Origin of the sequence: Halomonas sp. A11-A (genome assembly GCF_003182195.1) — a bacterium.
In the GTDB taxonomy this organism is placed as follows: domain Bacteria; phylum Pseudomonadota; class Gammaproteobacteria; order Pseudomonadales; family Halomonadaceae; genus Halomonas; species Halomonas alkalicola.
On sequence record NZ_QGTM01000015.1, the window covers coordinates 56,735 to 68,785 of the forward strand.

Sequence of the window (12,051 nt, forward strand, 5' to 3'; positions counted from 1 at the left end):
GTGTGAACGCCGCAAGCGATCCCATCGATCTTAACCAGCGCCTGAGGCCGCGCATCCTGCCGCGGCCCCGGGACGCTGCCCTCTACGCCCGCGCCCAGCGCGAGGGACTCTCCGAGCTCCAGGCGCGGATCCTCGCCGGGCGCCTGGCGGGCTTTACGGGCGAGCTCTCGCCGCTGATCTCGCCCAGCCTGCGCCACCTGGCCCACCCCGAGAAGCTGGTGGATGCCCGCCGTGCCGCCGAGCGCATCGCCCAGGCGGTGGTCGACGGTGAGCATATCGGCATCCTCACCGACTACGACGTGGACGGCATCACCTCCCACGTGGTGATCCGCCGAACCCTGCACGAGCTGTTCGGCGTGCCGGAGGCGAAGCTGCATAGCCTGATCGGCCATCGCATCCATGACGGCTACGGCATCAGCCTGCCCCTGGTGGAGCGCACCCTTGCCCTCTCGCCCCGCCCTAGCCTGGTGATCACCGCCGACTGCGGCAGTAGTGATGAGCCGCGCATTGCGCGCCTCGCCGCGGCGGGCATCGACGTGGTGGTCAGCGACCACCACGCTCTGCCGGTGGAGGGGCCACCGCCCTCGGCCCACGCCGTGGTGAACCCCACCCGGGAGGACTGCGCTTACCCCGACCCTACCATCGCCGGCTGCATGGTGGCCTGGCTTACGATGTCGCTGGCCCGCGGCGTGCTGGTCGAGTGGGGCGTGCTGCCCGAGGCCACCCCCAAGCTCTCGCCCTGGCTCTCCTACGTGGCGCTGGGCACCGTGGCGGACTGCGTCTCCCTGGGCGGCAGCCCCGCCAATCGCGCCGTGGTGACCCACGGGCTGGCCCTGATCAACCGCATGGAGGCCGCCTGCTGGCGGGCCATGGCCGAGCGCCTGGGTGCCGACAGCGTGCCCTTCGACGCCGAGACCCTGGGCTTCCAGATGGGGCCGCGGATCAACGCCCGCTCGCGGCTCGACGACCCCTATGCGGCGCTGCACTTTATGCTCGCGGCGGATGACGCCACGGCGGCGCGGCACCTGGAGACGCTGGACCAGGACAACCAGTCGCGCAAGGCGATCGAGGCCGACATGGCCGAGGAGGCGAGGGCGCTGGCGCTGCCGGCGCTGGCCGCCGACGAGCCCGCCGTGGTGGTCTTTCTGGAGAGCGGCCACCCCGGCGTGCAGGGCATCGTGGCGTCCCGCCTGGTGCAGGCCTTCGGTCGCCCGGCGCTGGTGCTGACCCCGGCGGCGGCCCCCGGCATGCTCACCGGCTCCGGGCGCTCCATCGAGGGGTTGCACCTGCGCGATGCCCTGCAGCGCACCTTCGAGCTGGCTCCGGAGGCGCTGCCCCGCTTCGGTGGCCACCGCGGCGCCGCCGGCGTCGGCGTGCCGGTGGACCGGCTCGAGGCCTTCAGGGCGGCCTTCCTGCAGGCGGTGGGCGAGCAGCTGGGCGGCGCGGCGCTCTACCCGAAGATCCTCACCGACGGCGAGCTGGGGGCGGATCAGCTGAGCCTGGCGACCCTGGACGAGCTGCAGGCGCTGGGCCCCTATGGCCGCGAGTTCGAGGCGCCGCTCTTCCAGGGTGACTTCGTGGTGGAGGCGCTGCGGCCGGTGGGGGCCGACGGCACCCATCTGATGCTGGAGCTCTCCTCCGGGCCGGCCAGCCTCAAGGCGATCTGGTTCCGGGCCCTGACGCCCGGGGAGATGCCGGCCTTCGGCGTCGGCGACCGGCTGCGCTGCGCCTTCAAGCTCAACCGCAACCGTTGGCGGGGGCGCGAGAGCCTCCAGCTGATGGTCGAACACGCCGAGGCACTCTAGATGGATCCCCAGGAACTGCCCACCGACCCCCACCGCCTCCACGAGGATGTGATGGCGATGCTGGTCGGGACCCTCTTCGTGGCGCTTGGCGTCACCTTCTATACCCAGGCCACGCTGCTTACCGGCAGCACCGCCGGCCTGGCCTTCCTGCTGCAGTACGCCAGCGGCTGGTCCTTCGGGGTCTGGTTCTTCCTGATTAACCTGCCGTTCTACTGGCTGGCCATTCGCCGCATGGGGTGGTCCTTTACCCTGCGCACCTTCGCCGCCATCGGCCTGGTGTCGCTCTTCTCCGAGCTGACCGGGCGCTGGATCGTGATCGAGGCGGTGGCACCGCTCTACGCCTCGCTGATGGGGGGCTGCCTGATCGGGCTGGGCATGCTGGTGCTGTTTCGCCATCGCGCCAGCCTCGGCGGGGTCAATATTCTGGTGCTCTACCTGCAGGACCGCCACGGCTGGCGCGCCGGCTATGTGCAGCTTGCCATCGACGGCGCCATCATGCTGCTGGCCCTCGCTCTGCTGCCCCTGGAGCGGGTCGGTCTGTCGGTGCTGGGCGCCGTGGCCCTCAACCTGATCATCGCGCTCAACCACAAGCCCGGGCGCTACATGGGGGTCAGCTGAGACTCAGCATTCTGGTCGATCATCTTCAGGGACCCTGACGCGCCCCATATTGTTGACGATGATCTTGCGGCCATCGCCGTGGCGACCGCAGACGGTGAAGGTGCCGTTGTGGCCGCGGCTCCAGCCGGTGGATTGGTAGCGCACCGGGTAGTCGCGGTTAAAGGTGATGGTCGGCCCGCGGCTGGGCTCGAGTACCCGAAGCACCTCGACGTCGGCCAGGTTGCCGGCGGTGGCGTGGCCGTCGAGGATGGCGATGGGCAGCGTCCAGTCATGCTTCTCGCAGTGGGTGGCCTCCGGGCCGGTGACCGGGCAGAGAGCGATCACCTGGCGTCGGGTGACCGCGGTATTGCGGGCCAGCGCCAGGGCGGTCTTGATGCGCATCACCTCGGCGGCCACCTCGTTGCGGGCGGTGAACTGCTGGTAGCGAGGAATCGCCGCGGTGAACAGAATGAGCAGCACGGCGATGGCCACGATCAGCTCGATCAGCGTCAGGCCGTGCTGGTGGAGAGCGGGCCAGGACGGCGCTGAGCGCCCTGCCTGGTGGCCGCTGGCATCGACAGGGTGGCAGACGATGTGGCGAGGCGTGATGGGGCGCATGTGGCCCTCCCGGAGTGGACTCCCTGACCCGTGGGTGGTCCCTTCACCCTAGCCAAGCGACGCGATCTCCCTGTCAGACAAAACGGACAATGACTGTGAGCGAATTCCTGATTGTGGGGGGCGGGGTCATCGGCATGATGACCACGCTGCAGCTGGCCGATGCGGGCCACTCGGTGACCCTGGTCGAGCGCCGGCGCTGCGGCCAGGAGGCCTCCTGGGCGGGGGGCGGCATCGTCTCGCCGCTCTACCCCTGGCGCTACGGCCCGGCGGTCTCGCGGCTGTCGCGCTGGTCGGAGGGCTTCTACCCCGAGCTGGCCGAGCGCCTGCGGGAGGAGAGCGGCATCGACCCGGAGTACCGCCAGAAAGGGTTGCTCTACCTGCGGGTGGAGGACGAGGCGCGCGCCCTTGAGTGGGCCCGGGAGCAGAGCAAGCGGCTCGAGCGCGTCGATGCCGACTTCCTCTATGCCCGGGAGCCCCAAGCGGCGCCGGGCTTTCAGGAGGCACTGTGGATGCCGACCCTGGGCAGCCTCCGCAACCCGCGGCTGGTGCGCTCGCTGCGGACGCGGCTGGCGGCGATGCCCCAGGTCACCCTGCGTGAGGAGGTCGAGGTGACGGGGTTCGAGGTGGCCGGCGGTCGGGTGCTGGCGGTGCAGACGACCCGCGGCGACCTGGCCGGCGGCCAGGTGGTGGTGAGCGGCGGGGCCTGGGCGGCGGGGCTGCTCGAAACGCTGGGCGTTGCCCTGCCGGTGCGTCCGGTGAAGGGGCAGATGATCCTGTTCAAGGCGCCGCCGGGGCTGGTACAGCGGGTGGTGCTGATGGATGGCCGCTACGTGATTCCCCGCGCCGACGGTCGCGTGCTGGCCGGTTCCACCCTGGAGGAGTGCGGCTTCGACAAGTCGACCGACGCCGGGGCCCTGGCATCGCTGTGGGCCAGCGCCACGGCGATCATCCCGGCCCTGGCCGACTGCAAGGTGGAGCACCACTGGGCGGGGCTGCGCCCGGGCTCGCCGGACGGGGTGCCCTTCATCGGGGCGGTGCCGGGCCTCGACAACCTGTACGTCAATGCCGGCCACTACCGCAACGGCCTGGTGCTGGCGCCGGCTTCGACGCGGCTGCTGGTGGATCGGCTGCTGGGTCGCGAGCCGATCCTCGATCCGACGCCCTATGCCCTGGAAGGGCGCTGTTAGAAGGCGCTGGCCGACTTTTCAGGCAGAGCCTACTCCCGGTCGTCCGGGGCTTGCTCTTTCTGCTCCTGGAGGTAGCGGTTGAGGTGGGCGCTGGAGCAGAACCACTCGCCCTGGTCGCGCAGGGCGTCGCTCTCGGGGACGTGCACCTTGCACCAGCTGCAGCGCACCATCTGGCCGCCCTCCGGGCGGGCGTCGTCGTGTTCCAACAGCTCCTCGCGGTTGAGCTTCCACTCCCGGTACATGCGGTAGAGCTTGAGGCCGGCGAAGAACAGCACGGCGAAGATGATCAGGCGGATGATCAAGAGGTTCATTCCGTAGGAGACTCCCAGATGGGGGCGGGACGGCTTTGCCAGTCGGCGGCCCTTGCGGGACAATGGGTGTATTCGTCGATTCTCGAGAGATTTCCAAGCCCATGCAAGACCTGACGCTGGTGATGGCTCAGCTGGACCCCCTGGTCGGGGACATTCCCGGCAATACCGATCGCGCCATCGAGGCGGTGCGCGAGGCGCGCATCGAGCATGGTGCCGATATCGTGGTGCTCCCCGAACTCTTCCTGACCGGCTACCCGCCGGAGGACCTGCTGCTGCGCCCCTCCATGGAGACCCGCCTGCGGGCGGCCCGCGCGCGCATGGCGCAGAAGGTGGTGCGCGACGTGCTGGTGATCGTCGGCTACCCGGGGCGCCGCGAGGGGCGCACCTGGAACCTGGCCGGCGCCCTCTACAACGGCGAGTGGCTGGGTGAGTATGCCAAGCAGGCGCTGCCCAACTACCAGGTGTTCGACGAGCAGCGCTACTTCGCCGCCGGCAGCCAGCCGTTGGTGCTCGATCACAAGGGGGCGAAGCTGGGCCTGCTGATCTGCGAGGACTTGTGGGAGGAGGCGCCGGCGCGCCAGGCCCGGCAGGCTGGCGCCCAGGTGCTGGTTAGCCTCAACGCCTCCCCCTTCCACCAGGACAAGCCCGCCGAGCGGCTGCGTCTGCTCGAGGAGCGGGCCGCCGAGGTGGGGCTGCCCATCGTCTACGTCAACATGATCGGCGGCCAGGATGAGCTGGTGTTCGACGGCGGCTCCGCCTGCGTGGATGCCGAAGGAAAGCTGATGCTCCAGGCGCCCCACTGGCAGGTGGGGCTGATGCCGGTGGCGCTGGTCCGGGAGAAGGGGGGGTGGGCGCCCCGCCCCGGCGAGACCGAGCCCGACGTCGAGCCCGAGGAGAACCTCTACTGCGCGCTGGTCACCGGGCTTCGCGACTACGTCAACAAGAGCGGCTTCGAGGGCGTGGTGCTGGGGCTCTCCGGCGGGATCGACTCGGCGCTGTCGCTGGCCATCGCCGTGGATGCCCTGGGTCCCCAGCGGGTGCAGGCGGTGATGATGCCCTACCACTACACCGCGGACATCTCGAAGCAGGACGCCGCCGAGCAGGCCGACCTGCTCGGCGTCCACTATGAGGTGCTGCCCATCGAGCCCATGGTGGAGGCCTTCATGGGGACCCTGGCCGGAGTCTTCGAGGGCTCCGAGCGGGATACCACCGAGGAGAATCTGCAGTCCCGCTGCCGTGGCGTGCTGCTGATGGCGATCTCCAACAAGAAGGGGCTGATGGTGCTCACCACCGGCAACAAGAGCGAGATGGCGGTGGGCTACGCCACCCTCTACGGCGACATGGTGGGCGGCTACAACGCCTTGAAGGATGTCTACAAGACCTGGGTCTACCGCTTGGCTCGCTGGCGCAACACCCAGTCGCCGGCGATCCCCGAGCGGGTCATCGAGCGCCCGCCCAGCGCGGAGCTCGCCCCCGGCCAGCAGGACAGCGACTCGCTGCCCGACTACGACGTGCTCGACGCCATCCTGGTGCGCTATATCGAGGGCGACATGAGCGCCGAGGCGATCATCGAGGCGGGCTTCGACCGCGACGACGTCTACCGGGTGGTGCGGCTGGTGGATCGCTGCGAGTACAAGCGCCGCCAGGCGCCGGTGGGGGTGCGGGTGACCCGCCGCGGCTTCGGTCGCGACCGCCGCTATCCCATCGTCAACGGCTGGCAGCCCGGCGAGTAGGGCCCGCCGCGACCAGGCTGCTCCGGAACGCCACCTTCCCCTCGGGAGGTGGCGTTCTGCCGTGTGGGGCTCAGGGCGGGGCGGGCGCTCGGGGTCAGGCCGAGAGCGACTGGGCGTTCACGTGCCTGGGTTCGAAGGTGCGGCCGCGCAGCTGGTTGTGGCGGGGGTCGTTCTCGATCAGCACTTCCAGCACCTCACGCGCGCGGTCGCGCATCTCCAGGCCCAGGTAGCCCTCGACCATCACCGCCAGGGCGTCGCGGGTCGCCTCGCTCTCCGGGTAGTTCTCGATCACCCAGCGGCCGCGCTCCACGGCGGCCAGGTAGGCCCCGCGGCGCAGGTAGTAGTCGGCCACGTGAAGCTCGTGGCGGGACATCAGGTTGCGCAGGTAGACGATGCGCTGCTGGGCATCCGGCGCGTACTGGCTGTTGGGGTAGAGGCGCACCAGCTCGCTGAAGTCGGTGTAGGCGTCCCGGGAGGCGCCCAGGTCGCGCCGGGAGATATCGATCAGCTTCAGGCGCTCCAGGCTGAAGCGCCCGGCCTGCCAGGAGGCCAGGCCGCGCATGTAAAGCGCATAGTCGGCCTGGGGGTGGCTCGGGTGCAGGCGGATGAAGCGGCTGGCGGCGGCGCGGGTGGCCTCCCAGTCGCCCAGCTCGTAGTGGGCGTAGATCAGCTCCAGCTGCACCTGCTCGGCGTGGCTGCCGAAGGGGAAGCGGGTATCCAGCGCCTCCAGCCGGGTGATGGCCGCGGTGAAGTTGCGGCGCTCCAGGGAGCCGCGCGCCTCTTCATAGAGCTCGCGTTCGGCAACGCCAGCGAACTCGTCCTGTTCTTCTTCGCTATCGCTGGAGCCGCTGCTGGCGCAGCCCACCAGCAGGCTGGAGGCCACCAGCAGGGCCGCAAGTCGGGCGGTAGGGCGGAATACGCGCATCGTGATCCTCGTGGCAAACAACGCGGACTGGCCGTGGTAGAATCGACCGAAACCCGCTCACTATAAAGCACTGCGCGGCAAAACGCAGTCACCGCGCGCTGCTCTGACCCACTCTCCTGCTGACAGGCCGCCCCGCACCCATGCCACAGACCCTGGAAGCCCAGCAACGCGTTCCCGACGCCATGGCCGGCCTGCGCCTCGACCAGGCCGCTGCCGAGCTCTTCGCCGACCACTCCCGCGAGCGCCTCAAGGCCTGGATCAAGGCCGGCGACCTGACCCTGGATGGTCGGCCCGCCAAGCCCAGGGAGAAGGTCTACGGGGGCGAGTGGCTGCGGCTGGTTGCCGAGATCGAGGAGGAGACCCGCTTCGCGCCCGAGGAGATCCCGCTGGACGTGGTCCACGAGGACGACGAAGTGCTGGTGGTCGACAAGCCGGCCGGTCTGGTGGTGCACCCAGCGGCGGGCAACCCCGACGGCACCCTGCTCAATGCGCTGCTGCACCACTGCCCCAGGCTGGCCGGCGTGCCCCGGGCCGGCATCGTGCACCGCCTCGACAAGGACACCACCGGCCTGATGGTGGTGGCCAAGACCCTGTCCGCCCAGGCGGCCTTGGTGGCGCAGCTCCAGGCGCGCACGGTCTCCCGCGAGTACGATGCGGTGTGCGTGGGGGTGATGACCTCCGGCGGCACGGTGGATGCCCCCATCGGTCGCCACCCCAAGGATCGCAAGCGCCAGGCGGTGACGGTCTCCGGCAAGCCGGCGGTGACCCACTACCGGGTGGTGGAGCGCTTCCGCGCCCATACTCATGTTCGCTGCCGGCTGGAGACCGGACGCACCCACCAGATCCGCGTGCACCTGGCCCACCTGCGCTACCCCCTGGTGGGGGACCCCACCTACGGCGGTCGCCTCAAGCTGCCGCCCGGTGCCGCCGAGCCCCTCAAGGAGATCCTGCGCGAATTCCCGCGCCAGGCGCTCCACGCCCGCAAGCTGGCCTTCGTGCATCCCGGCAGCGGCGAGACGGTGACCTTTCGCTCGCCGCTGCCGGATGACATCCTGATGCTGCTGGACTACCTGCGCGATGACCACGAGACCATGCGCTGACCCCTCCTTGCTGAGGACCCGCCGATGAGCGATGCCCCCGACCTGCGGCCGACCCTGATCCTGCCCGACTGGCCGGCGCCCACCTCCGTGGGCGCCTTCGTCACCACCCGCGAGACTGGCCCGAGCCAGGGCGACTTTGCCTGCTTCAACCCGGCGGACCACGTCGGCGACAACCCTGACCACGTGGCCCTGTGTCGGCGCCTGCTGCAGAAGCAGGTCGACGAGGAGCGGCCGCTGCTGTGGCTCAACCAGGTCCACGGCGCCCGGGTGCAGCAGCACTTCGAGGCGACGCCGCCCGAGGCCGATGCCGCGGTGGCGGTCAATCGTGATTACGCCTGCGTGGTGCTCACCGCCGATTGCCTGCCGGTGTTCTTCAGCGACCTTCGCGGCACGCGGGTGGCGGTAGCCCACGCCGGCTGGCGTGGGCTGGCCGGCGGGGTGCTGGAGGCCACGGTGGCCGCGCTGGGCGTGCCGCCGGAGGAGCAGTTGGCCTGGCTGGGGCCTGCGATCTCCAATGCCCAGTTCGAGGTGGGGCCCGAGGTCTACCAGGCCTTCGCCGGCGTGCACCCCGAGGCGGCCGACGCCTTCGACCCGAGCCCCTATCGCCTGGGCCACTACATGGCCGACCTCTACCGCCTGGCGCGCCTGCGCCTGGAGCGGCTCGGCGTCGCCCACATCAGCGGCGGCCACTTCTGCACCGCCTGCGAACCGCGCTTTTACTCCCATCGTCGCGACGATGGCCGCACCGGGCGAATGGCCAGCGTGATCTGGCTGCGCTGACGTGGGTTTGATCCGCGTCAACTTGCCACCTGCTCCCCCTGGCGGCCGACTTGAAAGCCGGCCAGCCTGACTCCATTGAGTGTGTCAAGACGAATTGACCGGGTCGGGCGGGACGTCCGACCGCCTCGCCACCCCGATGGAGGAAGTTCTCATGCGTTTCGACAAGTTCACCGCCAAGCTGCAGAGCGCCGTGGCGGATGCCCAGTCTCTGGCGGTTGGCCGCGGCCACAACCAGCTGGAACCCGGCCACCTGCTGCTGGCGCTGCTGGATGCCCGCGATACCGGCGTCAAGGCGCTGGTCCAGAAGGCCGGCGGCGATGCCGCCCGCCTGCGTGATGGCCTGGTGGGCCATCTTGATGACCTGCCGACGGTTGCCCACTTCGACGGCGAGGTGCAGCCCTCCCGCGAGCTGATCAAACTCTTCAACCTCACCGACCGCGAGGCCCAGAAGCGCGGCGACCAGTACATCGCAAGTGAACTGGTGCTGCTGGCCGCGCTGGAGATGGGCCATGCGGTGAGCAAGCTGCTCAAGCAGGCCGGAGTCACCCGCCAGTCGCTGGAGGGAGCCATCGAGGGCGTGCGTGGCGGCGAGCGGGTCGATGATCCCAACGCCGAGGAGCAGCGCGAGGCGCTGGAGAAGTACACCCTGGACCTCACCGAGCGCGCCGCCAGCGGCAAGCTCGACCCGGTGATCGGCCGCGACGACGAGATCCGCCGCACCATCCAGGTGCTGCAGCGGCGCACCAAGAACAACCCGGTGCTGATCGGCGAGCCCGGCGTGGGCAAGACCGCCATCGTCGAGGGCCTGGCCCAGCGCATCGTCAACGGCGAGGTGCCCGAGGGCCTCAAGGACAAGCGCGTGCTGTCACTCGACATGGGCGCGCTGCTGGCCGGGGCCAAATTCCGCGGCGAGTTCGAGGAGCGTCTCAAGTCGGTGCTCAAGGAGCTGGCCCAGGAGGAGGGCCGGGTGATCCTCTTCATCGACGAGCTGCACACCATGGTGGGTGCCGGCAAGGCCGAGGGCGCCATGGACGCCGGCAACATGCTCAAGCCGGCCCTGGCCCGCGGCGAGCTGCACTGCGTGGGCGCCACCACCCTGGACGAGTACCGCCAGTACATCGAGAAGGACGCCGCACTCGAGCGCCGCTTCCAGAAGGTGCTCGTGGATGAGCCCTCCGAGGAGGACACCGTGGCGATCCTGCGTGGCCTCAAGGAGCGCTACGAGGTGCACCACGGCGTCGATATCACCGACGGCGCCATCATCGCCGCGGTCAAGCTCTCGGCGCGCTACATCACCGACCGCCAGCTGCCCGACAAGGCGATTGACCTGATCGACGAGGCCTCCTCGCGCATCCGCATGGAGCTCGACTCCAAGCCCGAGGAGATGGACCGCCTCGAACGCCGGTTGATCCAGCTGAAGATGGAGCGGGAGCACCTCAGGAAGGAGACCGACGAGGCCTCGAAGAAGCGCCTGGAGAGCCTGCAGGAGCAGATCGACGAGCTCGAGCGCGAATACGCCGACCTCGAGGAGATCTGGAAGGCCGAGAAGGCTAGCATCCAGGGCGCCGGGCAGTTCAAGGAGGAGCTTGAGCGCGCCCGCATCGAACTGGAGCAGGCCAAGCGCCAGGGGGACCTGGGGCGCATGTCCGAGCTGCAGTATGGGGTGATCCCGGAGCTGGAGAAGAAGATCGCCGAAGCCAGCGAAGCCGAGGCCGATACCTCGAAGCACAAGCTGCTGCGTTCGAACGTCACCGAGGAGGAGATCGCCGAGGTGGTCTCCCGCTGGACCGGCATTCCGGTGGCCAAGATGCTCGAGGGCGAGCGCGACAAGCTGCTGCGCATGGAGGAGGCGCTCCACGAGCGGGTGATCGGCCAGGAGGAGGCGGTGACCGCGGTGGCCAACGCCGTGCGCCGTTCCCGCGCGGGCCTCGCCGACCCCAACCGGCCCAACGGCTCCTTCCTATTCCTCGGCCCCACCGGGGTGGGCAAGACCGAGCTCTGCAAGGCGCTGGCCAACTTCCTCTTCGACACCGAGGAGGCGATGGTGCGCATCGACATGTCGGAGTTCATGGAGAAGCACTCCGTGGCGCGGCTGATCGGTGCCCCGCCCGGCTATGTGGGCTACGAGGAGGGCGGCTACCTGACCGAGGCGGTGCGCCGCAAGCCCTACTCGGTGCTGTTGCTTGACGAGGTGGAGAAGGCCCACCCGGATGTCTTCAACATCCTCCTGCAGGTGCTGGAGGATGGTCGCCTCACCGATGGCCAGGGGCGCACCGTGGACTTCCGCAACACGGTGATCGTGATGACCTCCAACATGGGCTCCGACATCATCCAGCGCATGGGCGGCGACGACACCCACTACGAGGAGATGAAGAGTGCCGTGATGGAGGTGGTGGGCAGCCACTTCCGCCCCGAGCTGATCAACCGCATCGACGAGGTGGTGGTCTTCCATGCCCTCGGCCAGGAGCAGATCCAGGCCATCGCCGGCATCCAGATCGACCGCCTGCGGGCGCGCCTGGCCGAGCACGAGCTCTCCCTGGAGGTCAGCGACGAGGCCATGGCCCAGCTCGCCGTGGTGGGCTTCGACCCGGTATTCGGCGCCCGGCCGCTCAAGCGGGCGATCCAGGCGCGGCTCGAGAACCCGCTCGCCCAGGACTTGCTGGCCGGCAAGTTCTCACCGGGCGACGTCATCCGCGTCGAGGCCGAGGAGGGCCGGCTGGTCTTCCGCCGCGACTGAGCCCGCTTGCCATGGCGGGGCTCCCTCCATCGCTGGGCTATGCCGGCCTGGGCGTCGCGCCCGGGTCGGACCCACGCCCCCGCGCCTTCCCGTCTACACTGAATTCAGGTTGCGTCCTGTAACCCCCTTGCCCGCCCGGTGTTCTACCCGGCGGGCTCTTTTATGGTGCGCCAGGCATGGCGCGAAGCGCCGCTCAGGCGCTATCCGGTCAACCGTGGTGGTTGGCGGGGTGACTTGGGGGTGAGAGTCCCCTACGGA

10 protein-coding genes are annotated in these 12,051 nt (G+C 69.6%); 7 read left to right on the top strand and 3 right to left on the bottom strand.

The annotated features are described in order from the left end of the window. The first annotated feature begins 2 nt into the window (after nt 1-2). Both DER72_RS10725 and DER72_RS10730 read left to right on the top strand, forming a co-directional pair. Nucleotides 3-1,805, top strand: coding sequence for a DHH family phosphoesterase (locus DER72_RS10725; RefSeq protein ID WP_110069988.1), 1,803 nt, complete (start codon nt 3-5; stop codon nt 1,803-1,805). Beyond that, nucleotides 1,806-2,423, top strand: coding sequence for a YitT family protein (locus DER72_RS10730; protein WP_110069989.1), 618 nt, complete (start codon nt 1,806-1,808; stop codon nt 2,421-2,423). Between the two features lie 3 nt (nt 2,424-2,426). Here the strand turns inward: DER72_RS10730 and DER72_RS10735 are convergent, their stop codons facing one another. Further along, complete coding sequence (locus DER72_RS10735; RefSeq protein ID WP_110069990.1) at nt 2,427-3,020, bottom strand: GspH/FimT family pseudopilin; 594 nt, start codon at nt 3,018-3,020, stop codon at nt 2,427-2,429. Nucleotides 3,021-3,115: 95 nt separating this feature from the next. Between DER72_RS10735 and thiO the strand changes: the two genes are divergently transcribed. Beyond that, on the top strand, nt 3,116-4,207 hold the full coding sequence (thiO, locus tag DER72_RS10740; protein WP_110069991.1) for a glycine oxidase ThiO: 1,092 nt from the start codon (nt 3,116-3,118) through the stop codon (nt 4,205-4,207). Nucleotides 4,208-4,236: 29 nt separating this feature from the next. Here thiO and DER72_RS10745 read toward each other — a convergent pair whose 3' ends face one another. Next, a complete protein-coding gene (locus DER72_RS10745; RefSeq protein WP_110069992.1) occupies nt 4,237-4,518 on the bottom strand; it encodes a PP0621 family protein in 282 nt (93 codons plus the stop codon). A gap of 101 nt (nt 4,519-4,619) precedes the next feature. On the opposite strand from DER72_RS10745, the gene DER72_RS10750 reads away from it, so the two are divergent. Next, nucleotides 4,620-6,251, top strand: a complete 1,632-nt coding sequence (locus DER72_RS10750; RefSeq protein WP_110069993.1) for an NAD+ synthase — start codon at nt 4,620-4,622, stop codon at nt 6,249-6,251. 94 nt (nt 6,252-6,345) lie between these two features. Here the strand turns inward: DER72_RS10750 and DER72_RS10755 are convergent, their stop codons facing one another. Then, the gene (locus tag DER72_RS10755) at nt 6,346-7,176 is read right to left on the bottom strand and encodes an outer membrane protein assembly factor BamD (RefSeq protein WP_110069994.1); all 831 of its coding nucleotides are present in this window, start codon (nt 7,174-7,176) and stop codon (nt 6,346-6,348) included. A gap of 140 nt (nt 7,177-7,316) precedes the next feature. On the opposite strand from DER72_RS10755, the gene rluD reads away from it, so the two are divergent. The 3 genes from rluD (at nt 7,317) to clpB (ending at nt 11,793) form a co-directional block, all read left to right on the top strand. Further along, entirely contained in the window at nt 7,317-8,276 is a 960-nt protein-coding gene (gene rluD, locus DER72_RS10760; RefSeq protein ID WP_110069995.1) for a 23S rRNA pseudouridine(1911/1915/1917) synthase RluD, read from the top strand. A 24-nt stretch (nt 8,277-8,300) separates the two neighbouring features. Next, the gene (gene pgeF, locus DER72_RS10765) at nt 8,301-9,056 is read left to right on the top strand and encodes a peptidoglycan editing factor PgeF (protein ID WP_110069996.1); all 756 of its coding nucleotides are present in this window, start codon (nt 8,301-8,303) and stop codon (nt 9,054-9,056) included. Nucleotides 9,057-9,207: 151 nt separating this feature from the next. Continuing rightward, complete coding sequence (gene clpB, locus DER72_RS10770; RefSeq protein ID WP_110069997.1) at nt 9,208-11,793, top strand: ATP-dependent chaperone ClpB; 2,586 nt, start codon at nt 9,208-9,210, stop codon at nt 11,791-11,793. The last annotated feature ends 258 nt before the right edge of the window (nt 11,794-12,051 follow it).

Excerpts from the sequence above, each read along its gene's own strand:
- DER72_RS10730 (WP_110069989.1), top strand. The coding sequence starts at position 1,806 with ATGGATCCCCAGGAACTGCCCACCGACCCCCACCGCCTCCACGAGGAT.
- DER72_RS10735 (WP_110069990.1), bottom strand. The coding sequence starts at position 3,020 with ATGCGCCCCATCACGCCTCGCCACATCGTCTGCCACCCTGTCGATGCC.
- DER72_RS10745 (WP_110069992.1), bottom strand. The coding sequence starts at position 4,518 with ATGAACCTCTTGATCATCCGCCTGATCATCTTCGCCGTGCTGTTCTTC.
- DER72_RS10750 (WP_110069993.1), top strand. The coding sequence starts at position 4,620 with ATGCAAGACCTGACGCTGGTGATGGCTCAGCTGGACCCCCTGGTCGGG.
- DER72_RS10755 (WP_110069994.1), bottom strand. The coding sequence starts at position 7,176 with ATGCGCGTATTCCGCCCTACCGCCCGACTTGCGGCCCTGCTGGTGGCC.
- rluD (WP_110069995.1), top strand. The coding sequence starts at position 7,317 with ATGCCACAGACCCTGGAAGCCCAGCAACGCGTTCCCGACGCCATGGCC.
- pgeF (WP_110069996.1), top strand. The coding sequence starts at position 8,301 with ATGAGCGATGCCCCCGACCTGCGGCCGACCCTGATCCTGCCCGACTGG.
- clpB (WP_110069997.1), top strand. The coding sequence starts at position 9,208 with ATGCGTTTCGACAAGTTCACCGCCAAGCTGCAGAGCGCCGTGGCGGAT.